We start from the raw sequence: 22,246 nt of genomic DNA, 5'->3' as shown, positions 1-22,246 counted from the left end.
ATGGGCGAGCGGCACTCAACACTGCGCGAACAACGGCGGCTCGAGACGCAGCGCACGCTGCAGGCAGTCGCCGTGCGGTTGTTCGTCGACCGTGGGTACGACCGCACGGCCGTGACCGACGTCGCGGCGGCGGCAGGCGTGTCGCCGATGACGGTGTACCGGCACTTCCCGACCAAAGAGGACCTGGTGCTGGTCGACCAGAACGGCCCGCTGGTCGCCGAACGGATCGCCGCGACGGCGGCGGGGCAGCCCCTCGTCCACCGCATCGGCAGCGCGCTGATCGACTCCGCGCGGACGTTGACCGCCGGCGACGACCGACTCCTGCTGGCCCGCCTACGACTGATGATCTCGACGCCCGCGCTGCGCGCCCGCCATCTGGACAGCCAGTACGTGCTTCAGCAGGCCATCGTGGAAGCCCTCGACGCCGATACCGCCGACCCGGACACGGCTTTCGAGGCCGCCGCCGCGGCCAGCGCCTGCCTGGCCGCCATGCACACCGCGCTGGTGCGGTGGGCGCAGGACGACGGGCGCAGTGACCTACCCGACCTCATCGCGAAGGCGCTCGCGGCGGCCTTCGGTGCCGACGCGCCCGGCCCGGGGTGACGCGGTCACCGGGCGCGGAGCAGCCCTCGGTCGGCCATGAAGGCGCGCAGGGTCTCGGCGTCCTCGGCGGACATCAGCCACCGGGGGATCACGGTCGCCGGCATCCGACCGACGTACACGATCCAGAATTCCGGGTCGCCCTGCACCCGGGCGACTCCGTCCCAGGCGATACCGCCGGACTCCGAGCCGCTGCGCATCATGATGTTGGCGTCGGTGATCTCGTAGCCGCCCTCGACGGCGTAGTCACCCGAGCGGCGGCGGGCCCGCGCCCGCACCCACGGCAGGTACAGCATCGACAGCACGCCGGCCACCACCAACGTCAGCCACAGCGGGGACACCCGCTCGCCCCAGCCCAGCCCTCGCGAGAGGACCAGGCCGACCGCTCCGACCGCCACCAGCACGGCGCCGATGTAACTGAACCGCCGCAGCCGGACACCGGCGAGGGTGGCCGCCACGCGGGCGGGGTAGGCGGGGTCGGCGGGTACGTCGAAACGGATGCGCACCCCCGCACGATAGTGCCTCGTCGGGCAGGGTCGCGGCGGATGCGGGAGTGCGGACGTTTCGCGCGAGGTGGCTTGCGGGTAGCGCAGGGCGCATGAACCGCGATCTCCTGAAGGCTCTCCAGGTGGCGTGGGGGCTGCCGGAGTTCCGCGACGGGCTGCGACACCTCATCGATCTCGACGAGGTGTCCGTGCTGCTGGCCACGCTGACCGTGCCGGATCACGACGGCGAGGTCGAACGCAGCCTGGTGGACCTGCTGCGGTCCGGCCTGGAGACGGTCGAGATCCGGGAGGCGGTGTTGCTGCTGCTGGAACGGGACGAGGTGCGCCGCCCGCTCGTGGTGGCGGCGGTGGAGCCGCTCGCGGACCGCCCGGGTCTCGCCGCCGCCGTCACCTCGGCCGCCGAAGACCCCGGGGTACGGCGTGAGGTGCGGTCGGCACTGGACAGCGCTCCGGTGCGCGAGCTGATCTGGCAGGCGCTGGAGAACCAGGTCAGCGACAACCGGTTCGGCCTGTTCCGCCGGGCGGCGGCGCTGTTCGTACGGCACCCGAGCGTTCGGCGTCTGGTGTGGGCCGTGCGCCGGCACGGCGTGCTGCGCGAACTACGACGCCGACCGCGTGTCGACTAGCGTGATCGGGTGGCAGCCCTCTCGGAGCTGAGCCGCCCGCTGACGTTCCTGTTCGCGCTGGCGGCCGGCGCCGCCGTCGCCAACCTGTACTGGGCGCAGCCGTTGCTCGGCGTCATCGCCGACGACCTGGACGCGTCGACGGCCACGGCCGGTTGGCTCGTCACCGCGACGCAGATCGGGTACGCCGTCGGCGTCCTGCTGCTCGTACCCCTCGGCGACGTGCTGGACCGCCGCCGCCTCGTCCCGGTGCTGTTCCTGGCCTCGGCCGCCGCGCTTCTGCTGTGCGCGCTCGCGCCGTCGATCGGCGTACTCCTCGTCGCGCTCGGCGTGCTCGGTGTCACGACGGTCTCCGGCCAGATCCTCACCCCCCTCGCCGGGGACCTGGCCGGTGACGCCCACCGTGGACGGATCGTCGGTGTCGTCGGGTCGGGAACCCTCACCGGCATCCTGGCCGCCCGCACGATCAGCGGGTTCGTCGCCAGCGCCGCCACCTGGCGTGCCACCTTCGCCCTCGCCGCCGTCGTCGCCGTGCTGCTCGCGGTCCTGCTGCGCCGCGCGACACCACCGCTGCCACCACGGACGCGCATCGCGTACCCGAGGCTCCTGCTCTCGGTCGCCGCGGTGGTCCGGCGGGAGCGGGCGGCCCGGTGGACGCTGGTCCTGGCCGCCACCGGATTCGCCGCCTTCTCGCTGTTCTGGACGGCGTTGACGTTCCTGCTCAGCGGTCCACCGTTCCGCTATCCGGCGGCGGTGATCGGGATGTTCGGGCTGGTCGGGCTCGCGGGCGTGCTCTCCGGGCTGCGCGGCGGGCGTCTGCACGACCGCGGCTGGTCGCTCCCGGCCACCGGGGCGGCCTGGGCGTTGGCCCTGGGGGCGTTCGTCGTCGCGGCGTTCGGCGGCCGTTCCCTCGTCCTCCTGATCAGCGTGACCGTCGTGGTCGACGTCGCCTTGCAGACCCAGGCCCTGCTCAACCGGGCGCGGTTGTTCGCCCTCACCCACGAGGCCCGCAGCCGGCTCAACACGGCGCTGGCGACCAGCAACTTCGTCGGCGCCGCGGCCGGCTCCGCCGCCGCGAGCACCCTCTGGTCCGTGGGTGGCTGGTCAGCGGTCTCGATCGCGGGCGCGGGTCTGGGCTGTCTGGCGCTCACCGTGTGGGCGCTGGGACGCCGTGGTCCCCTCGTCGTCGGCCGTGCCGAACCAGGTCCCCTCTCCTGAGGACGAGCGGGTCACCGCGCGTCCGTGCGGTCGACGATCGGGAAGGCTCCCCGTACGGCCGCCAGGAACTCGTCCCGCCGGGAGGCGTAGGTGCTGACCGCCGCCCACAGCGCCTCCAGCGCAGCCTGCAACGGATCCGACTCCCCGGCGGCCACGAGGGCCGGCAGGGCCATCGCGACCGGGTCCACCGGACTGTCGAGCGCCGCGCGCAGCAGGTCGGCCGGTGCGGCATCCCTGCGGCGCAGCCCGGCGACGGCGAACATGACGGTCGGCGTCGGCCCACCGTGGATGCGCGTCCTGAGCGCCGTCATGTCGGTGAATTCGGCGGGCAGCGGCTCGCCCCGGTCGAGCGCCGTCCACGCGGGTGTCATCCAGTCCAGATCCGCGATACCGGCGAGGGCGCACGCCTGCCGCGCCGCCCAGACCGCGATCTCCCGCTGGACGGCGGCGTCGGCGTCGGCCACCGCGTCGACCAGATCCCGGTCCAGCAGCAGCATGCCGTGGATGTTGCCGCGTACCCGGCGGAATCGCTCGCTCGGCAGACGCCCGCCCCAGCGCCGCAGCTCCGCGCGCCGCCGGTACTCCTCGTTGCGGCGTTCCTCCTCCGCCCGCCTGCGCAGCTCGGCCTCGACCCGCTCCCAGAGCGTGGGCGGGGCGGGCAAGCCACGAGCCCAACCATGCCAGTAGGCGGCGCTGCCGCTGCTCTGGCGCAGCACCGCGTCGGCGCGGACGGCCCCGTCGCTCGCCTCGCCGTCGGCGTCGCCCTGCGGCCAGAAGCAGAGCAGATAGCGGTCCGGTCGTCGGTCCAGGTAGCTGACGTCGTGCTCGTCGAGCTCATCGGGGTCGAGCCCGCCGAACGGATCGCTCCCCTCCTCCATGCCCGCCGCGCAGTACCGCACCCGGTAGACCGGCAACCGACCGCCGTCGCGCCCATCGGGAGTCAACGGCAACCGGGCCAGGGCCCCCTCGCCCCACGGGACCAGATCGACCACCGCGGCCCTGGGCACGAACGACACCTCCACCACGTCCTCCCACTCGGCGGGCGCGGCCGGCGGCTCGGCGTCGTACGCCTCGATCCGGAACCGGACCCGCCCGTAGCGGGTACCGGTGATCAGGAAGAGCGCACCCGGGTGGCCGCCACCGCACAGGCCGTTCACCTGACCGGCGAACGCCCCGCTCATGTCCGGCAACTCGCGGCTCGTCACGTAGATCTGTCCGTAGTCGACCGGCGCGGGGCCGTCGAAGAGAACGCGCACCGAGCGATCCTGTCATCGACCGACGACCGTCCGCTGCCCCGAGCGGACCGCACCTCGACCCGGGTGCGCGCAGGCACCGTGTGTGGTCGCCCGGTGATGCTCTGTCCGGGTCCGGCCGACCTGCCGCGCGCAGCCGTCCCATCAGCGAGCACCGTCGATGCCTTGACACTCCACATGCGATCGCTAACACTTGGCTGCAACACGCGCTTAACAAGCAGAACACACGCTGTCCGCCCCGGCGTGGGGTGCCCAGATCTGCCTGCGTGGCCAACCGAACGCGCCGCAGTTCGATCACTCATGCCCGAGCGTCGTGTTAGCGCTAACACACTCCCCACCGCCTCGGAGGCATCATGATCACTTCACCCGCCGGTCGGGCACCTGGGTCGGCCCGCAATCCGCGTCTGTTACGACGGGCGCTGGTCGCTCTGGTGGCCGCGACGACGGCGCTCGTCGGCGGCGTCGCGGTCCTGCCCGGGCCGGCCGCCGCCGCCACCAGCCAGTTCCGGGGTATGAACTGGGCGGTGCTGGGTGACAACTTCAGCACCGCTCCCCTCGTGGTCCAGGGCCTGAGCATGTCCGACAGCAACGCGACCGTGCGCGCCAAGGCGAACGCCCTCTACGACGACATGGCGTCCACCCTGGGCGTGAACACCGTGCGGCTGCCCATCAACACGCACACGGTCGGGACGGGCTGGTGGGAGGCGTACCGCGGTGCCATCGACGCGGCCACCGCCCGCGGCTTCAAGGTGATCCTCGCCTACTGGGAGGACGGCGCCGCCTCCGGCGGCAGGATCACGAACCTCGCCGCGTGGAACGCCATGTGGTCCACGGTGACCAACACCTACGGCTCGAACCCCAACGTCTACTTCGAGCCGATGAACGAGCCGCACGGCTACAGCTCGGCGGAGTGGCGCAACGTCGCGGCCAACTGGCTCAGCTACCACTACTCGGCCCCGCCCGGCCGGGTGCTCATCGGTGGCACCGGCTTCAGCCAGGACCTGCGCGACATCTGCAACGACAGCCGCTTCAACGCGACGCTGCTCTCCTTCCACTACTACGCCTTCTTCTACGGCGCGATGACCTACGACGCCTTCCGCGGCCACATCCAGGCACGCCTGGGCAACTGCGCCTCCCGGGCGGTCGCCACCGAGTTCGGCGCGCCCATGAACGACGGCCGCAACTACGCCGACCCGAACAGCACCGACAACTTCGTGCGCTACATCCGGGCAATGGCCCAGGTCATGCGGGACAATCAGATGGGTGGCACCTACTGGCCCGCCCTCGGCGGCAAGCCCGGCAGCATCGGCTACGACTGGTACTCGATGTACTCGCTCAGCGGCGGCGGCACCGACCTCAACCTCACCGTCCGCAACAACTCCGGGGCGGACCGGATCCGCTACGGCTGGGGCGACACCATCGGCGGCGGCGACCCCACGACGCCTCCCCCGAACACCGGAACCTTCTACCGGATCGACGTGCGGCACAGTGGCAAGGCGATGGACGTCCAGTCACCGAACACGAGCAACGGCGCCCGCGTCGGCCAGTACACGTACGGCGGCAACGCCTGGCAGCAGTGGCAGTTCCAGGACGCCGGCAGCGGCTACTGGCGGATCATCAGCCGCAACAGCGGGAAGTGCCTGGACGTGACGAGCGCCTCCACCGCCGACGGCGCCGAACTCATCCAGTACACCTGCGGCAGCGGCACCAACCAGCAGTTCCAGATGGTCACCAACGGCGGTTACTTCCAGCTCCGGGCCCGCCACAGCGGCAAGTGCGTCGACGTGCCGGCCTCGTCGACCGCGGACGGCGTTGTCCTCAAGCAGTACACGTGCAACAGCGGCGCCAACCAGCAGTGGTCCCGTACACCCGTCTGACGGTCCACCCGACAGCGCCCCCGCTCATCGCCGCGACGACGATGGGCGGGGGCGCGTCCCGCAAGGTCAGGGCGTCCAGCGTACGTTCGGGTTCACCCGCCCGAACCAGTCGAAGACAGCCATGTTGTCCCACTGGTTTCCGGTGCCGTTGATGTTGGCCGGGTCCCAGCCGTTGCCGTTGACGGCGTACCAGGTCGGTTCCCAGTAGAAGACACCGATGGCCCCGGCGTTACGGGCGGTGTTCTGCACCCAGTCGAACTCCTGGGCCTGCCCGGACCAGGTCGCGCCGATGCCGTCGCAGGTCGCGTCGCCGATCGCGTTCGGCTCGCTGTCCGCGTTGCCGCGGGTGAACGGGTACGCGGTCTCCGCGATGACCACCGGCTTCCCGTAGCGGTTCCGCAGGTCGACGATGTTGTTGTAGAGGTTCGCCAGGCTGCCGTGCCACATGCAGTAGTAGGACAGGGCCGTGATGTCCCACTGCACGCCCTGCGCGCGGATGCCGTCGTAGAACCACCTGGCGTTGGCGTTGCTGTCGGCGTTCGCGGTATGGATCATCACCGGGATGCCGCCGCCGCACGCCTTGGTCGCGTTGTAGCCCCGCTTCAGCAGGCCGGCCAGCGGGCCGAAGTCGTTGTTGACGACCTTGCCCTCGTTCCACAGCATCCCGACGTTGATCTCGTTGCCGATCTGGACGCTGTCCGGCAGGGTGCCCTGCCCCCGTAGGCTGGCGCAGACGTCGTAGGTGAACGCGTACACGTCGGTGCCCAACTGGGCCAGGCTGTGCCCGGCCCAGGCGGCCGGCTTGTACTGCTTGCCGGGGTCGGCCCAGGTGTCGGAGTAGTGGAAGTCGACGAGCACCTTGAGGCCCTTCGCCTTGGCCGCCCGAGCCTGTACCAACACCTTGCTCTTGTTGTTGTAGCCGCTGACCGGGTTGTTCCAGACGCGCAGTCGGACGTAGTTCACGCCGACGGACTTCAAAATGTCCAGGGGGTCACGGGCGACCCCGCCGGCGTCGTAGTACCGGGCGCCCAGATCCAGACTGCGCTGCAACGAGGACACGTCGGCGCCCCGCATGCTGAGCGTGTTCGCGGCGGAGACGGGCGCGGTCGGGCCGCTGAGGGTGGTGGCGACGAGGACGCCGGCCAGGGCAGCCCCGGCCAGGGTCCGGCGGCGGTGGGTGGTGTTCACGAGACTCCTTGGCAGAGGGACGCGCTCAGCCCGTGGTGCACACGGCGCCGTTCAGCGCGAAGGCGGTCGGTGGCGCGTCGCTGGCGCTCCACCGCCCCTGGACGCCGAAGGTCGCGGTGCCGTTCGGTGCCAGGACGCGGTTCCAGTCGACGTTCCGGGCGGTCACGGCGGTGCCGGTCTGGCCGACCGTGGCGTTCCACGCGGAAGCCACCGCCTGGTCCCCTGGGAACGCGAAGGTGACGATCCAGCCGTCGACCGGCGCGGAACCGAGATTCTGCACCGTCACCGTCGCCACGAACCCGCCCGCCCACTCGGACTGGTTGCGGTAGGTCACCCGGCAGGTCGAGGGTGGCGGGGGCGACGGCGTGGACGTCGTGGGCAGGGTGACCGTGTTGGACGCGATCGACACGTTGCCCGCCGCGTCCCGGGCCCGTACGTAGTAGAGGGTCCGCAGCGGCGTGGTCGCGGGCAACGACGTCGTGTACGTCGTCCCCGGCACGGTGGCGACCAGCGTCGAGCTGAACCAGCCGTCGAACCGGTAGACGTTGTACCCCAGGACGCCGACGTTGTCGGTCGACGGCGACCAGGACAGCGTCGCCGTCGAGGCGGTCACCTCCCCCACGGTCAGATTCTGCGGGGCGCTCGGCGGGCTGGTGTCCGGGCCGGTGTCGGTCACCGGCGTGACCACGGTCAGCGTGTCGGTGGAGGCCGACAGGTGCCCGAGGGTGTCCCGGGCGGCCACCCGGAACAAGTACTGCCGGCCCGGCCCGATGTACGAGGTGATCGTGGTGCTGGTGACCGCGCCCACGCTGGCGCTGTAGATGACGTCGTCGAACGCCTGGTAGTACGTGATGTCGTACCCGACGATGGCGCAGCAGCCGGGCTTGGCGGCCGTCCAGGTGAGGGTGACCGACCCGGTCCGTACCTCGCTCGCGGTCAGGTTCGTGGGCGGGGTCGGCGGGAAGGGCGAAGTGCCCGGCGTGCCGGGCGGAGGAGTCGGTGGCGGCGGGGTGCCGGTCGGATCGGCGGCGGGCGGCGCGGCCCGGCCCGGCGCCGGGGCGACCCCGGGATACCCGGCGGGGGCGACGGTGCCGGCGTCGGCCGCCGGCGCGGTGCCCGGAGCCGTCGCGACCACCGCCGTCGAGAGCATGGCAGCGGCCAGCAGACCCGGCCCCAGCCGGCGGAACAGCGAGGACGACGCGACGCCTGTCATACCTCGACGATGCGGCCAGCATATCGATGATCGCCAACGCGTCTCATTACTCGGTCGCCGCCCGATCGGTGCGCCACCCGACGAGTGCCCTGGTGCGGAGACGATTCACTGGGAGCGATACCAGCCGGGGCGGAATTCCGCCCGTCCGATCGCTACACTCGCCGCAACGCCGGCACCGTCCACAGTCCTCAGCCTGCGCTGATTCGCATCGAATGGAGACGCCTGTGACCCGCGACAAGGCGGCACCCCCGGGCATCGACCCCCGCGTTCCCAGCGTGGCCCGGGTCTATGACTTCTTCCTGGGCGGCAAGGACAACTTCGAGGCCGATCGGCAGGTCGCCCAGCACGCCCTGCGCATCACCCCGGACGGGCCGGCGGCCGGTCAGGCGAACCGGGCGTTCCTGCGCCGGGTGATCCGTTTCCTCGTCTCCGAGGCCGGCATCGACCAGTTCCTCGACATCGGGTCCGGGCTGCCCACCCAGGGCAACGTGCACGAGGTCGCCACCGAGCAGAACCCGAAGGCTCAGGTGGTCTACGTCGACAACGACCCGATCGTCCTGACGCACGGCCGGGCACTGCTCGCCGCGGACGGCACCGCGACGGTCATCCAGGCGGACGTCCGGACGCCGCAGGAGATCCTGCACCACCCGGACGTACAACGGTTCCTCGACTTCGACCGACCGGTCGGGCTGCTCCTCTTCGCGATCCTGCACCACCTGGGCGACGACGAGGATCCGCGCGCGGTGGCGGCGGAGCTGATCGACGCACTGCCCTCGGGCAGCTACGTGGCGATCTCGCACTTCCGCGACCCGGGTGAGCGGGACCCGGAGGGCTCCCGCAAGGCACGCGAGGTGGAGCGGGTCTTCAACGAGTCGCTGGGCACCGGTCGCTGGCGGACGGACGAGGAGATCCTCTCGTTCGTCGACGGGCTGGAGGTGCTGGAGCCGGGGCTGGTGCCGCTGGCCGAGTGGCGCCCGGAGCCGGGCGCGTCCGCGCCGCAGCAGACCGACACCTATCACACCTTCGTCGGGCTGCTCGCCCGCAAGCCGTAGCTCCACCCGCACGGCGCTTCCGTCGGCGAGAACATTCGCCGACGGACGCGCCGTGACGGGCCGGGCCCGGCGCTTCCGGTTCCGGAGCCGACTCAGCCCCAGTCATTGACGACGCAAATTTCCACCGGTAGCTTAAAACGCTATTGATATTCGTCTATCAAAGGGGTCAGCCGTGCACTGGAAATCCATCGCCGTTGCCGCGTCCGTCGCAGGCGTCCTGGCCACCGTCCCCGCCGCTCCCGCCGCGGCCTCCGGCGTCTGGGGACCCGGGAACTGCCCGCAGGGCGCGTTCTGCGCGTGGCCCAACTGGGACCACCCGGCCGAGGGCCCGACGGCGCCTCCGTCGCTGGTGACCACCACCGAGTGGTCGGGCAGCGTCCCGGTCTTCAACTATTACAACCACACCTCCCGGAACGCCGAGATCACCTGGTCCTACACGTACCTCGGCCAGATCTACACCGGCACGGAGTGCGCGCGCCCCGGCGACGGGAACTTCTACGTTCCGCTGTACGTGACGAAGGTGACCTGGCAGCCGCGTACCTGCTGACCCGCCACCGGTGCGGACGGATGCCCCGGCATCCGCCCTGGCGGCCTGCCGCGGCGCATCGATCCCGACAGGGACAGCGGCGACCGGACGCCCCTGCCAGGATCGTGCGGTGGGAATCCTCTGTGACTACTTCCCGGCCGCCTCCGATGACGCCGCCGCCGCCGTGATCGACGTCCTCGGCGGCCCGCGCGCCGTCACCGACCCCGAACTCGACGTGCTCGAGTTGAAGGGTCTTGAGCCCTCCGTGTTGATCGGAAAGCTGGAGGGCCTGCTGCGCGGCCTCGACTACGACACGGTGACGGAGAACCCGAGGTGGAGTCACATCGTCGCCGGCCGTGACGACGGCGGCCAGCTCGTGATCGCGTTGACCGACGAGGTGCAGGCGGCGCTGGCCGAGTCGTCCGAGACCGACCTGCGTCGGGTGGCGGTGCCCTGGTCGCAGGTCGAGGAGATCCGGGGGCAGTGCGAGCCGTCCGACCTGGCGGAGATCCTGGTCGAACTGGCGGCGCTGGCACGGTCCGCCGCGGCCCGCCGCGAACGGGTGTACTGCTGGGTCTCCGTCTGACGTCGAGGAGGACCCGGATACCGCCATCCGGGCAGGACAGTCCGGCATCCCACGAGCTATCTGTAAACAACCCTTGATATTAAACGTCACGAACGTCAATATGTGGAGGTCGCGGGTCGTCGAAGCCTGGGGAGTGAGCCATGAGAAGCCGTCGCATCGTCGCAGTGTTGGCCGGGGCGGCGATGTCCGTCACGGCCGCCGTCGCCTTCGTCCCCAGCAGCATGGCCGCCGTGCCCTCGACCAACGCCGTCGCGCTGGTCGCCTGCACCGCACCCGCCTGGGCCGAGGGCACCACCTACCAGGTGGGCACCCAGGTCACCTACGGCGGCCGGCTCTACCAGGCGCTGGTCACCCACACCGCGTACCCGGGCGCCGGCTGGAACCCCGCCTCGACCCCGTCGCTCTGGCGTGACCTGGGGGCCTGCTCCGGCAGCACTCCCCCGCCCACCACGGCACCGCCGACGACCGCGCCGCCCACCACAGCACCACCGACCACCGCGCCGCCGACCACCGCTCCCCCCACCACGCCGCCGCCGACCGGCGGGACCTGCGCGGTGAAGTCACGGCCGACCGGCAAGGTGTTGCAGGGCTACTGGGAGAACTGGGACGGCGCGTCCAACGGCGTGCACCCCGGGCTCGGCTGGATCCCGATCACCGACAGCCGACTCCCGCAGCACGGCTACAACGTGATCAACGCGGCCTTCCCGGTGATCCGCGCGGACGGCACGGTGCTCTGGGAGAACGGCATGGACGCCGGCGTGAAGGTCCCGACCCCGACCGAGATGTGCCAGGCCAAGGCTGCCGGCGCCACCATCCTGATGTCGATCGGCGGTGCCGCCGCCGGCATCGACCTGAGCTCCACGGCGGTCGCCGACCGGTTCGTCGCGACGATCGTGCCGATCCTGACGGCCTACCACTTCGACGGCATCGACATCGACATCGAGACCGGCCTCACCGGCAGCGGCAACATCAACACCCTGTCGACGTCACAGGCGAACCTGATCCGGATCATCGACGGCGTGCTGGCCCGGATGCCGGCCAACTTCGGCCTCACCATGGCGCCGGAGACGGCGTACGTCACCGGCGGCAGCGTCACCTACGGCTCGATCTGGGGCTCGTACCTGCCGATCATCAAGAAGTACGTCGACAACGGCCGGCTCTGGTGGCTCAACATGCAGTACTACAACGGCAGCATGTACGGCTGCAACGGCGACTCCTACCCGGCCGGCACGGTGCAGGGCTTCACCGTGCAGACGCAGTGCCTGAACAACGGCCTCACCATCCAGGGCACCACCATCCGGGTGCCGTACGACAAGCAGGTCCCCGGCCTTCCCGCGCAGGTCGGGGCGGGCGGGGGTTACCTGTCGACGTCGCTGGTCACGCAGGCGTGGAACTCCGTGCCCGGCCTCAAGGGCCTGATGACCTGGTCGGCGAACTGGGACGGGTCGAAGGGGTGGACCTTCGGCGACAACGTGAAGCGCCTCCAGGGCCGCTGAGGCGGGCGCGTCAGCCCAGGCCGGCCGGCCGCCGCAGGTACCACTCCGCCACCGCAAGGTTGATCAACCAACCGGCGACCACCAGGGCAGCCCGGACGTTACCGTCGGGCTGCCCGCCGGTCGCCAGGACGTACGGCGCGTGGGTGAACGCCTGCGTGCCGGCGCCGAGGCCGATCGCGTAGCCCCGGACCATCCACCGGCGATGCCGGGGGATGTCCCGGCGGAGTGCGGCGGCCAGGCCGAGCAGGATCGAGCCGGCCATGATCGAGCCGAAGACGAGCCGCATACCGGCGAGCACGTCGTTGTCCTGGGCCGGCAGGTCGTACGCGAAGGCCATCCACACGCCGCTGAACGCGACGGTCAGTCCACAGGGGACAAGCAGTCGGCCGACCCGACGGTGCCAGCCGTGGCGGCGCAGCCGGGGTACGAACTGGAACGCGCCCAGGATGATGTAGACCACCGCGCCGACGATGTGCAGCACCACCGGCAGCGGGTCGGCCACGAAGCGGGCATTGGCCTCGGTGACCTCGGGGCCGGTGCTCAGCTCGGTGAGCCGCACCGTACCGGCGAGCATCGGTATGAGCCCCAACAGGATCAACGCGGCGGGTAGCCGCCACTCGCGCACCGTCATGCCGTCGATGGTGGTCGCCGCACCTACCCGCGCTCATCGGCAGATGGGCCGCGATCCGTTCGGCCCATGGTCCGACGCCGTCGTCGTACCTACGGCCGGGCGCGGTCGGTCTCGTACGCCCACATCGCGACCTCGACCCGGTTCCGCACGCCCAACTTGGTCATCAGGCTCGTGAGGTGTGACTTGACCGTGCTCAGCGTGATGTGGAGCTCCTCGGCGATCTCCCGGTTGGTACGCCCCCGGGCGACGGCGACCAGCACCTGCTCCTCCCGGTCGGTGAGCGCCTCGACCGGCTGCCGGCGCGGCGCGGCGGGCCCCGCCCCGGCGAACGCCTTCAGCAGCCGGGTGGTGACGCTCGGCGCGATCAGCGCGTCGCCGTTGGCGGCGGCGTGCACAGCCTGGCTGAGCAGGTCGGGGCCTGCCTCCTTGAGCAGGAAGCCGCGGGCACCGGCCCGCAGCGCCGCGTAGACGTACTCGTCGAGGTCGAAGGTCGTGATGACGACCACCGCGAGCGGATCCGGGACCGTCGGACCGGCGAGCGCCCGGGTCGCCTCGATGCCGTCCATGCGCGGCATCCGGATGTCGAACAGGCACACGTCCGGGCGGAGCCGGCGGGCCATCTCGACCGCCTGACGGCCATCGCTGGCCCCGCCGACGACCTCGATGCCGGGCTGGGTGTTCAGGATGATGGTGAGGCCGGTACGGACGATCTCCTGGTCGTCCGCCACGAGCACGCGAACCGTCACGCGCCGACCCCCGCCCGGGGCAGCACGGCCGTGACGGTCCACCCGCGGTCGGGGTTGGGGCCCGCCTCACAGGTGCCGCCGAGCAGGTCCGCTCGCTCCCGCATGCCCATCAGCCCGAAGCCCGGCGGGCCGGCCGGTCGGGCCGCGCCGGCCTCGCCGTCGTCGGTGACCCGCAGGCGTACGGCGGTGTCGTCGGCCGCCACGCTGACCTCGATACGGGTGGCGTGCCGCGCGTGCCGGCGGGCGTTGGTGACGGACTCCTGCGCCAGGCGGTAGAGCGCGGCGCCGAGCGCGGGCGGCAGGCCACCGAGATCGCCGCGCAGGTCGACGTCGACGGTCGGCCCGGTGCGGAACCGGCCGGCGAGCCGCCCGATGTCCGTGGCCCGCGGGTTGGGCACCAGGTCGGCGGGCTCACCCCGACGCAGGACGCGGACCATCGCGCGCATCTCGGCGAGCGCGCGGGACGCCTCGGCCTCGATGGTGCGCAGCGCCTCGACGGCGGCATCCGGTTGGCGCACCGAGGCGGCGATGCCAGCCTGCGCGCGGATCGCCATGGCCGAGACGTGGTGGGCCACCGTGTCATGCAGGTCGCGGGCGAGCCGTTCGCGCTCCAGCAGCTTCACCCGGTCGAGTTCCCGTTGCCGGGCGGCGGCCCGGAAGCGGATGGCGACGCCCAGCGTGGCGGCGGCGACCATCACCGCGAAGCCGGCCACCAGCTCGCCGCCGTCGTTCGATCCGAAAACACCGCCGGCGATCACCTTGGCCAGCACGAAGAGCGAACCGATCACGGCAGCGCGGCCGGACCCCCACCGGAACAGCGCGTAGGTCAGCAGAACCAGGAAGCTCGCCGTGATCAGCCGACAGGGATCACCGGGCAGCACGAACGGCGCGACCGTCGCGCAGCCGAAGCCGATCGCCACCATCGCCAGCGGCGCCGCGCGCCGCCACAGCAGGGTGGGCAGCAGCGCCAGGGCGATCACCACGCAGCCGGTCCGCCACGGCAGGTCGGCGCGGAGTACCCCCTCGGCCACGATCGCCGGTGCGAGCACCGCGACCAGCGCCCAGTCACGCCACACCCGCGACGGAACGGGTGCGACCGGAGGTTCGCCCAACACCGCGTGCAGGCGGGGATGCATGGCATTCATGGTACGAACGGTGGTGCGACCGCAGATCGTCGGAACGTACGACCGCCGGGCACCAGGTGGCCCGCGGTGCGTCCTCACGGGAGCCGGAGTTTGGCGCGCACGGCCTCGGCGTCCGGGTGGTCCAGGGCGGTGAAGATGTCAACTGCCCGCTGCCAGTCGGCGCGGGCGGCGACGGCGTCGCCGAGTGCGAGGCGGGTGTCCCCCAGCCGGCTGAGGGTGTCCGCCTCGCCCCAGCGGTCGCCGAGCTCCCGGGCCAGGTCGAGCGTGCGTTCGTAACACTCCACCGCGCGACCGAACTGCCCGAGGTGGTGGTGTGCGTAACCGAGGCTGTCCCAGGTGGCGGCCTCCCCCGCCCGGTCGTCGAGCTGCCGGAGCAGGTCGAGTGCCTGCTCGCAGTAGGTCAGCGCGGCGAGATGGTCGCCGAGTTGGGCGTGGCACCAACCGACGGCGTTGAGGGCGTCGGCCTGGGCCCTGCGGTGGCCGGCGGCCCGGGCCAGGGCGAGGGTCCGCTGCGAGTGCGCCAGGGCCTTGCGAGGCTCGCCCTGCCGGTCCCACAGCGAGGCGAGGTTCTGGTGCGTACGCGCCTCGCCCTCGGTGTCACCGCCGGCGACGTACAGGTCGAGGGCGCGTTCGAGGTGGCCGTGGGCGTCGGCGTACTGGTTGACCACGGTGTGGGCACCGGCGAGGAAGCGGTGCGCGACCGCCTGGGCGACCGGGTCGCCGAGCCGTTCGGCGGCGAGCAGGGCCGCCCGGCAGGTTTCGACGCGGTCGTGCCAGTGCCCCTGCCGGTCCAGGAACGTGTCCAGGGCCCGCCCCAGCCTCCAGGTGTGTGCGTCGAGGCCGGTGCTCGCGGCCAGGCGTTGGGCGGCGAGCAGGACCGGGTGTTCGGCGGTCAACCACTGCAGCGCCTCCGCGTGCGAGGTGGGCCGCTCCGGGCGCACGCCGGCCGCCGCCGGGGCCATCAGGTGGTCGACCGGGTCGCTGTGCGGGCGCAACAGGGCGTCGGCGGCGTGGGTGGTGTGGGTGTAGTGGTCGAGGAGGCGGATCGTGGCGGCCCTGCGGTCGGACACGGGATCGGTGCCGTCGCTCAGTTCTGCGGCGTACGCACGCAGGAGGTCGTGCGCGGTGAACCGGCCGGGCCGGTACTCGGCCAGCAGGTTCGCGCGGGTCAGTTCGATCAGCAGCCGGAGGGTGTCGTCCACCGGCCGACCGGCCAGGCTGGCCGCGGCGGCCACCGTGATGTCCGGGCCGGGGTGCAGGCCCACGAGCCGGAACAGCCGGGCGGTCGGCGCGTCGAGCGAGGTGTACGACCAGGAGAACACCGCCCGCACCTCACCGACCGCGTCACCCGCGTCCAGTACGCCGAACCGTCGACCGGCCGTGCCCAGTTCGGCCGCGAGGGTGGCCAGCGGAAAGCCGGACTGCTGGACCCGCGCGGCGGCGATGCTCAACGCCAGCGGCAGCCGGGCGCACGCGGTGATGATCGCCTCGGCGGCTTCCGGCTCGGCGGCCACCCGTTCCACACCGAGCCGATTGGTGAGCAGGTGAGCGGCCGCGTCGCGGCTGAGCAGACCGAGCGGGAGCGGGTACGCGCCGTCCAGGCTGACCAGCGAGGTGAGCTGGCTGCGGCTGGTCACCAGGACCATGGTGGTGGGCGTGCCGGGCAGCAGCGGGCGGACCTGTTCGGCGTCCCGGGCGTTGTCCAGCACGACGAGGATCCGCTTGCCGGCCAGCGCGCTGCGGTACAGGGCGGCCTGGGCGTCGAGGTCGGCGGGCACCCGGGTGGCCGGAACGCCGAGCGCGTCCAGGAAGCCGTGCAGCGCCTTCGCCGGGCTCACCGCCTGCCCGCGCGGGTCGAAGCCGCGCAGGTTGACGTAGAGCTGACCGTCGTCGAAGCGATCGGCGACACGATGTGCCCAGTGCACGGCCAGCGCCGTCTTGCCCACACCGGCCGTGCCCGAGATGGCGGCCACCACGACGGAGGTGGGCGCGGCGGCCAGCTTGTCGAGGATGGCCACCTCCTCGTCGCGGCCGGCGAGGCTGGCCACGTCGGCGGGTAGTTGCCGGGGTACCAGCCGGCCCGGCGTGCGCGGCGCCCGGCGGCGGCTCTCCTCGATGCGGTCCCGGGCGGTGGCCAACGCGCCCTGCTCGGCCGGCGTGGCGCCGAGGAGCCGGACCAGGGCGTCGAGTCGGTCGGTGGGCGGCAGCGTCTTGCCGGTCAGGTACTCCGCGATGGCGGTGTGCGACCATCCGGTGCGGGCGGCCAGCTCCCGATAGGTCAGCTCGCCGTCGCCCCGTTGGCGTGCGTGCCTGCGTCGCAACGCCCGCAACAGGCCGGCGAGGTCGTCAGACGTCTGCGCCCCCGCGGCATCCAGTGCCCAGCCCCCCACCGTCGACAATAGACGTTCGTCAGTGTACGGCGGTGTACGGAATCCCGGCCAGAGCCCGATCCGATCCGCGATCCTGCTCCTGCGCAGAGCGCACCGATCCGATCGATGGAGGTCATGTGTCCGTACATCTCAAGCCTCTGATCCTGGCCCTGACCGTGCTCGCGGCGACGCTCGCGGTTCCGGCGGCGGCCGCGTCGGCGGCGACGCCCGGCCCGGCCGTCTGCACGACGAAGACGGCCTGCGTCGACGGCGGCCTCGCCGCGGCCTCGACACACAAGGCGGCCCGCGCCATCGGCGGCGTCGGGACCAACGTGATTCAGATCCCCCCGCCGGCGGTCTTCCCGCCGGGCACCCCCTGCTATCGGGAGGAGGTCTCCGAGCAGGTCTACGAGACCGCCACCTACACCACCATCTACGAGCTGTACTTCCAGGCGAGCGTCTGCGTGTTCGCCAACGAGATCGTGCTGTACGGCCTGGACACGTCCCTGTCCTTCCCCAACGACGTGCAGGACCCCCGACTGACCTCGATGCAGTTCGTGACGCGGGACGAGGTGTACGCCCACAGCCCGACCGAGAAGGACGGGTACTCCGAGCTGTGGGTGACCTTCTGCACCAACCCCGCGCAGCCGAACACCTGCCAGCGGTACCTGCACCGACTGGGGCTGATCTTCACCCAGGCCTGGGTCTACCCGTTCTCGGTGTTCGAGCGCCTGAGCTGACCGTTCCGCACTGACCCGATCGGGGCGCCCTCCGGGTGGAGTCACGACCCGGGGCGCCCTGACCGGCGGGTGGCGGCACCGGTTGCCAGTGGATTTCCGCGCCGTTACGGTGGGGTGCCATCGACGTTTGTCTACAAACGGGGGGCCGTATGTCCACGCCTGTCACTCGCCGTACCGTGCTGGCCGGTGGCGCCGGCGCCGCTCTCGGTCTCACCCTGCCGGGCGTCGCCGCCCAGGCCGACGACCGTCACCACGAGACCGGCGTGGGCTTCACCCTCGACGCGCGGACGCTCGACGGCGGTGAGCAGGTCACCTCGGTCACCCTCGACACCCGTCGGTTGGGCCCGATCGATCCCGCCGGGCTCACCCCCGGCACGTTCACCGTGCACGCCAAGGCCACCAGCCCGATCCCGATCGCCCCCGGCGACCTGATCTTCAGCGAGTACGACCTGGACCGCACGGTGACCGCGGCCCGACTGGACCGGCACGGGAACATCGTGCTGGAGCTGAGCCACGCCGAGGGTCAACCCGGCGGCGGCACCCTCGGCTACATCCTGAGCAGGGGCCGCAACGTCCGGCTGGACCTCGTCTACACCATCACGCAGAACACCCCGCTCGTCCGCCGCCACGGCGCACCGCTCACCATCACGCGCTTCGTGCAGGGACGACTGTCGAACCCCGAGGTGGACGCCTTCACCCACCACGTCTCGGCGTCGGGGATGAAGTACCGGCTGTACTCCCCGGAGCGTCCGCCCCGGCACGGCCGGCGGCCGCTGATCCTCTGGCTGCACGGCGCCGGCGAGGGCGCCTCACTGCCCGACGACTACTACGACAACGAGACCACGCTGCGCGCCAACCGTGGCGCGCTGGGTTTCGCCACCCCGGAGGCACAGCGCATCTTCTCCGGCGCGTACGTCGTGGCGCCGCAGAGCACCTCCTACTGGATGGAGGACGGGCCCCGGTTCGCCCCGCTGATCCGCGAGATCGTCCAGGACCTCGTCCGGCGTGAACGCGTCGACCCCGACCGGATCCACGTCGTCGGTTGCAGCAACGGCGGCTACATGTCGCTGAAGATGACCGTCGCGTATCCCGACCTGTTCGCCGCGTCGGTGCCGATCTGCGGCGTCGTCGAGCCGCTCGGCGGGGAGGGGCCGCCGCTGATCACCGACGCGGAGCTGGCGGCGATCCGGACGCCCACCTGGCTGGTCACCTCGCTCGACGACGACACCGTGCCGCCCGAGAGCAACACGGTCCACGCCCACGACCTCATCCGCGGCTCGCTGGTCACCCTGTACGACCACGTCGTCTGGAACGGCTACCAGTTCCCCGGCCACTGGTCCTGGATCTACGTGGCCCGCAACGACCCCAGCCACCACGGCACGCACCTCTGGCAGTGGATGGCCCGCCGGCACCGGTGACCCGCCCCTGACGTCAGCCCACCCGAACACCTGCGCGGTACACGGCGAGCGGCTGGCGCAGCACCCGGATGTCGCTCGTCGGATCGCCGTCGACGACCAACAGGTCGGCCGCGAATCCGGGCCGGACGCGGCCCTTCACGCCGCCCACGCCACACACCTCGGCGCCGACCACGGTGGCCGCGGTGAGGGCGGCGGTGGCGGGAATGCCGCAGGTCACGTACTCGACGAGGGTCTCCGGCAGGATACCGTGCGGTTTCGCGGGGCCGAGGCCCGCGTCCGAACCGGCCACCAGACGGACCCCGGCCCGGTACAGGGTGGCAGCGCCGGCCCGCAGCGCGGCGGCGCTGAGCCCGGCGCGCTCGGCCATCGCCACCACCTCCGGCGGCGTGACCACGGCCGGATCGGTGCCGAGCGTGGCGCAGACCGCCGGTCCGGACGCGGCCAGCCGGTCCGCGAGTTCGTCGGGTACGCGGGCCCCGGCCGGGGTCACGCAGGTGCAGTGCTCGACGCCGTCCACACCGACGCGCAGCGCCTGCTCGACCGCACTCAGGGCGTGCGCGTGCGCGGTCACCGGCAGGTCCAGTTCGTGCGCCTGCTCGACGGCGGCGGTCATCTCCTGATCGGTGAACTGCACCCCGCTGGTGTCCGTGCCCGGGGTGAAGACCCCACCGCTGGCCATTATCTTGATCAGGTCCGCGCCGACCGCCGCCCGCAGCCGCACGGCCTCCCGCACACCGTCGACACCGCTCGCCTCGCCCCCCAGCGCCCCGCAGTGTCCGCCGACGCTGGTGATGGGCGTGCCCGATCCCACCACCGTCGGCAGATCGTCGCGCACTCCCCGAGCCCGCCAGCGGAGCACCGCGTCACGTCGATCGCCCAGGTCCCGTACGGTGGTGACGCCGGCCGCCAGGTGCGCGCGCAGTGACGCCTCGATGACCGCCTCGAGCTCCGCCTCGGCGCGCTCGGCGAGTCGACCGAGCGCGTCGGGGCCGGCGTCGGCGCAGAGGTGCACGTGTGCGTCGACCAGGCCGGGCAGCAGGGTGCCGTCCGGCGCCTCCCGCACCGACCAGCCCTCCGGCGCGTCGGCCCAACCCCGCCGTACGTCCGCGATCCGCCCGTCCTCGATGAGGACCAGCACCCCACCATCGGTGAGCCGCTCGCCGTCGAACATCCGGGCCGCCCGGACAGCCTGCTTCGTCATCGTCACCCCACCACCCACACCCGCGACGCCTCGTCCGTCCCGGCACACCGCCGGCCGTGACCCGACCATCGCACCGGTCGCGGGTGTCCGGCCTCCCTCCGCGGGGTGATTCCGCATCCCTCCACCGGGGCGGTTACGGATCAGCGCAGCTGGATGTCCACTCAGGACCTGCGGTGCCGTCTCCCGAATCACCACCCCGCTTCCCGGGGCGCTCAAATTCTGCGGACCGCTGCTCCCAGTAACGACGAGATCACCTGTAAGGTCATCGAGTCCCGTCCCTGACCTATCGCCTAAGAACCTGGGGAGGTTCAGTTATGGTCACGCCTTCGGTGACCCCCCTGACGGTGTCCGCCGAGCGGGGACTGGCACGCAAAACTCTGCGAACGAGTTCGTTGGTGACATTCGGGGCGACCGCATCGTCGCCGATGGCGGTTCTCGTCGGCGGTATCGTCGCCACCTATGCGGCGACCGGCAATACCGCCGTGGCCTCCAGTTTCCTGCTGTTGACGGTCGTCATGCTGCTGTGGGCGCCGGGGTACATCGCCATTGCCCGTTACGTGCAGCCCAGTGGAATCTTCTACACCGCCCTCGCCGCCGGCTTGTCCCGACTCGTCGGAGTCGCGGGCGCGCCGGTCGTCCTATTGGCCTACAACACCATTCAGATATCGCTGTACGGACTACTCGGTTCGGTGGTCAGCGGCCTGGTCGGCGGACCGTGGTGGCTCGGGGCGCTCCTCGCGTGGGCCATCGTCGCGGCGTTCGGTCTGCAACGCACCGGTGTCAGCACGGCCATGTTCGGGACCATCCTGATCGTCGAGGTCACGCTGTTGCTGGTGTTCGTGCTGGTCGGGTTGGCCCACCCGGCGGGCGGTCAACTGACGCTCGCGGCGCTCAACCCGACGCAACTGTTCGACGCCGGGGTGGTGGCCGGCCTCGCGGTGCTTCCGCTCGGCTTCGCCGCGTTCTTCGGCACCGAGACCATCGCCGCGTACGGCGCGGAGGCGCGCTCGGCACGGGCGGTGTCGCGCAGCATCATCTACGTGATCCTGGGCCTGGGCCTGCTCTACGCCCTCTGCGCCTGGGCGATGGTGGCGACGGTCGGCGCCGACCGGGTCGTCGACCTGGCCCGCGATCCGGCGGCGCCGCTGCCGTTCGAGGTCTTCTCGGGCTCCCGGGCCGGTAGCGCCGGCGTGCTGCTGGTGGCGCTCGGCGGCCTGCTGCTGGTCAGCAGCGTCCTCGCGGCGATGATCAGCTTCCACAACAGCGTGGCGCGATACCTGTTCGCTCTCGGCAAGGACCGCTTGCTGCCCGCTCGGCTGGCCACGATCCGCGAGGGTGGGTCGGGGGCGCCGCTGGGTGGCTCGATCACCCAGTCGATCACCGCCCTGATCGTCATCCTGCTGTTCGTGGTGAGCGGCGCCGAGGCGTTGACCATGTTCACCTGGCTGAGCAACATCGCCGCGGTCAGTCTGATGCTGTTGATGGCGGTGAGCTCACTCGCCACCGTCCGCTACTTCGCCCGTGGCGGCGGCCGCAGCGAGTCGCTGTGGGCGCGGGCGATCGCCCCCACCCTCGGCGGTATCGCGATCGCGGTGATCCTGCTGGTCACACTGGTCAACATCAGCGCGGCGCTCGGCACGCCACCCGGCTCCCACCGCGCCTGGTTGGTGCCCGGGACGGTTGGCCTCTTCGTGCTCGTCGGCGTGCTCTGGGCGATCAGCGTCCGGGCCCGACGGCCCGACCTGCTCACCGGCATCGGCGAGCGCGAGACCAACCCGACGCGGCAGGTCGACGAGGACCTGGGTCACCTCACGCTCTGAGTCGCGGATCGAGGCAGGCGGCGCCGCGTACGTGGTGC

General features: G+C 71.7%; 20 protein-coding genes. 11 read left to right on the top strand and 9 right to left on the bottom strand.

The genetic code is table 11. The features are described 5' to 3' along the window. Positions 1-603, top strand: a complete 603-nt coding sequence (locus ACN263_RS07875) for a TetR/AcrR family transcriptional regulator (RefSeq protein ID WP_422739145.1) — start codon at positions 1-3, stop codon at positions 601-603. A 5-nt stretch (positions 604-608) separates the two neighbouring features. Here the strand turns inward: ACN263_RS07875 and ACN263_RS07870 are convergent, their stop codons facing one another. After that, positions 609-1,106 (bottom strand): YcxB family protein, encoded by a 498-nt coding sequence (locus tag ACN263_RS07870; RefSeq protein ID WP_422739144.1) that lies wholly within the window; start codon positions 1,104-1,106, stop codon positions 609-611. Positions 1,107-1,198: 92 nt separating this feature from the next. Between ACN263_RS07870 and ACN263_RS07865 the strand changes: the two genes are divergently transcribed. After that, on the top strand, positions 1,199-1,732 hold the full coding sequence (locus tag ACN263_RS07865) for a hypothetical protein (protein WP_422739143.1): 534 nt from the start codon (positions 1,199-1,201) through the stop codon (positions 1,730-1,732). A 9-nt stretch (positions 1,733-1,741) separates the two neighbouring features. After that, entirely contained in the window at positions 1,742-2,947 is a 1,206-nt protein-coding gene (locus ACN263_RS07860) for an MFS transporter (RefSeq protein ID WP_422739142.1), read from the top strand. An 11-nt stretch (positions 2,948-2,958) separates the two neighbouring features. On the opposite strand, the gene ACN263_RS07855 is transcribed toward ACN263_RS07860, so the two are convergent. Further along, complete coding sequence (locus ACN263_RS07855) at positions 2,959-4,203, bottom strand: hypothetical protein (RefSeq protein WP_422739141.1); 1,245 nt, start codon at positions 4,201-4,203, stop codon at positions 2,959-2,961. A gap of 350 nt (positions 4,204-4,553) precedes the next feature. Between ACN263_RS07855 and ACN263_RS07850 the strand changes: the two genes are divergently transcribed. Beyond that, entirely contained in the window at positions 4,554-6,077 is a 1,524-nt protein-coding gene (locus ACN263_RS07850; protein WP_422739140.1) for an RICIN domain-containing protein, read from the top strand. Positions 6,078-6,143: 66 nt separating this feature from the next. Here the strand turns inward: ACN263_RS07850 and ACN263_RS07845 are convergent, their stop codons facing one another. Both ACN263_RS07845 and ACN263_RS07840 read right to left on the bottom strand, forming a co-directional pair. Further along, a complete protein-coding gene (locus ACN263_RS07845) occupies positions 6,144-7,265 on the bottom strand; it encodes a glycoside hydrolase family 53 protein (RefSeq protein WP_422739139.1) in 1,122 nt (373 codons plus the stop codon). Between the two features lie 25 nt (positions 7,266-7,290). Beyond that, positions 7,291-8,478, bottom strand: a complete 1,188-nt coding sequence (locus tag ACN263_RS07840) for a cellulose binding domain-containing protein (RefSeq protein ID WP_422739138.1) — start codon at positions 8,476-8,478, stop codon at positions 7,291-7,293. Between the two features lie 224 nt (positions 8,479-8,702). On the opposite strand from ACN263_RS07840, the gene ACN263_RS07835 reads away from it, so the two are divergent. The 4 genes from ACN263_RS07835 (at position 8,703) to ACN263_RS07820 (ending at position 12,138) form a co-directional block, all read left to right on the top strand. After that, positions 8,703-9,530 carry an SAM-dependent methyltransferase gene (locus ACN263_RS07835; RefSeq protein WP_422739137.1) on the top strand — a complete coding sequence of 276 codons (828 nt, stop codon included), beginning with the start codon at positions 8,703-8,705 and terminating at the stop codon, positions 9,528-9,530. 172 nt (positions 9,531-9,702) lie between these two features. Next, positions 9,703-10,077 carry a hypothetical protein gene (locus tag ACN263_RS07830; protein ID WP_422739136.1) on the top strand — a complete coding sequence of 125 codons (375 nt, stop codon included), beginning with the start codon at positions 9,703-9,705 and terminating at the stop codon, positions 10,075-10,077. A 109-nt stretch (positions 10,078-10,186) separates the two neighbouring features. Continuing rightward, complete coding sequence (locus ACN263_RS07825) at positions 10,187-10,642, top strand: hypothetical protein (RefSeq protein WP_422739135.1); 456 nt, start codon at positions 10,187-10,189, stop codon at positions 10,640-10,642. Between the two features lie 140 nt (positions 10,643-10,782). Then, on the top strand, positions 10,783-12,138 hold the full coding sequence (locus ACN263_RS07820) for a carbohydrate-binding protein (RefSeq protein WP_422739134.1): 1,356 nt from the start codon (positions 10,783-10,785) through the stop codon (positions 12,136-12,138). A 10-nt stretch (positions 12,139-12,148) separates the two neighbouring features. On the opposite strand, the gene ACN263_RS07815 is transcribed toward ACN263_RS07820, so the two are convergent. The 4 genes from ACN263_RS07815 to ACN263_RS07800 form a co-directional block, all read right to left on the bottom strand. Continuing rightward, entirely contained in the window at positions 12,149-12,769 is a 621-nt protein-coding gene (locus ACN263_RS07815) for a DUF2306 domain-containing protein (RefSeq protein WP_422739133.1), read from the bottom strand. An 89-nt stretch (positions 12,770-12,858) separates the two neighbouring features. Continuing rightward, entirely contained in the window at positions 12,859-13,515 is a 657-nt protein-coding gene (locus ACN263_RS07810; protein ID WP_422739132.1) for a response regulator, read from the bottom strand. Then, on the bottom strand, positions 13,512-14,660 hold the full coding sequence (locus tag ACN263_RS07805) for a sensor histidine kinase (RefSeq protein ID WP_422739131.1): 1,149 nt from the start codon (positions 14,658-14,660) through the stop codon (positions 13,512-13,514). Before ACN263_RS07805 ends, ACN263_RS07810 begins: the two co-directional genes overlap by 4 nt. A 74-nt stretch (positions 14,661-14,734) precedes the next feature. After that, positions 14,735-17,050 (bottom strand): ATP-binding protein, encoded by a 2,316-nt coding sequence (locus tag ACN263_RS07800; RefSeq protein ID WP_422739130.1) that lies wholly within the window; start codon positions 17,048-17,050, stop codon positions 14,735-14,737. Positions 17,051-17,166: 116 nt separating this feature from the next. On the opposite strand from ACN263_RS07800, the gene ACN263_RS07795 reads away from it, so the two are divergent. Continuing rightward, positions 17,167-17,769 carry a hypothetical protein gene (locus ACN263_RS07795; protein ID WP_422739129.1) on the top strand — a complete coding sequence of 201 codons (603 nt, stop codon included), beginning with the start codon at positions 17,167-17,169 and terminating at the stop codon, positions 17,767-17,769. Positions 17,770-17,918: 149 nt separating this feature from the next. Then, positions 17,919-19,187, top strand: coding sequence for a prolyl oligopeptidase family serine peptidase (locus ACN263_RS07790; protein WP_422739128.1), 1,269 nt, complete (start codon positions 17,919-17,921; stop codon positions 19,185-19,187). A gap of 13 nt (positions 19,188-19,200) precedes the next feature. Here ACN263_RS07790 and ACN263_RS07785 read toward each other — a convergent pair whose 3' ends face one another. Then, entirely contained in the window at positions 19,201-20,388 is a 1,188-nt protein-coding gene (locus ACN263_RS07785; protein ID WP_422739127.1) for an amidohydrolase family protein, read from the bottom strand. Between the two features lie 314 nt (positions 20,389-20,702). Between ACN263_RS07785 and ACN263_RS07780 the strand changes: the two genes are divergently transcribed. After that, the gene (locus tag ACN263_RS07780) at positions 20,703-22,208 is read left to right on the top strand and encodes an APC family permease (protein ID WP_422739126.1); all 1,506 of its coding nucleotides are present in this window, start codon (positions 20,703-20,705) and stop codon (positions 22,206-22,208) included. Positions 22,209-22,246: the final 38 nt, after the last annotated feature.

Source organism: Micromonospora sp. WMMD729 (assembly GCF_049315225.1).
GTDB lineage: Bacteria > Actinomycetota > Actinomycetes > Mycobacteriales > Micromonosporaceae > Micromonospora.
This window is presented reverse-complemented; position numbering and strand designations above follow the sequence as displayed.

Excerpts from the sequence above, each read along its gene's own strand:
- ACN263_RS07840 (WP_422739138.1), bottom strand. The coding sequence starts at position 8,478 with ATGACAGGCGTCGCGTCGTCCTCGCTGTTCCGCCGGCTGGGGCCGGGT.
- ACN263_RS07865 (WP_422739143.1), top strand. The coding sequence starts at position 1,199 with ATGAACCGCGATCTCCTGAAGGCTCTCCAGGTGGCGTGGGGGCTGCCG.
- ACN263_RS07805 (WP_422739131.1), bottom strand. The coding sequence starts at position 14,660 with ATGAATGCCATGCATCCCCGCCTGCACGCGGTGTTGGGCGAACCTCCG.
- ACN263_RS07780 (WP_422739126.1), top strand. The coding sequence starts at position 20,703 with ATGGTCACGCCTTCGGTGACCCCCCTGACGGTGTCCGCCGAGCGGGGA.
- ACN263_RS07815 (WP_422739133.1), bottom strand. The coding sequence starts at position 12,769 with ATGACGGTGCGCGAGTGGCGGCTACCCGCCGCGTTGATCCTGTTGGGG.
- ACN263_RS07785 (WP_422739127.1), bottom strand. The coding sequence starts at position 20,388 with ATGACGAAGCAGGCTGTCCGGGCGGCCCGGATGTTCGACGGCGAGCGG.
- ACN263_RS07850 (WP_422739140.1), top strand. The coding sequence starts at position 4,554 with ATGATCACTTCACCCGCCGGTCGGGCACCTGGGTCGGCCCGCAATCCG.
- ACN263_RS07790 (WP_422739128.1), top strand. The coding sequence starts at position 17,919 with ATGTCCACGCCTGTCACTCGCCGTACCGTGCTGGCCGGTGGCGCCGGC.
- ACN263_RS07820 (WP_422739134.1), top strand. The coding sequence starts at position 10,783 with ATGAGAAGCCGTCGCATCGTCGCAGTGTTGGCCGGGGCGGCGATGTCC.
- ACN263_RS07875 (WP_422739145.1), top strand. The coding sequence starts at position 1 with ATGGGCGAGCGGCACTCAACACTGCGCGAACAACGGCGGCTCGAGACG.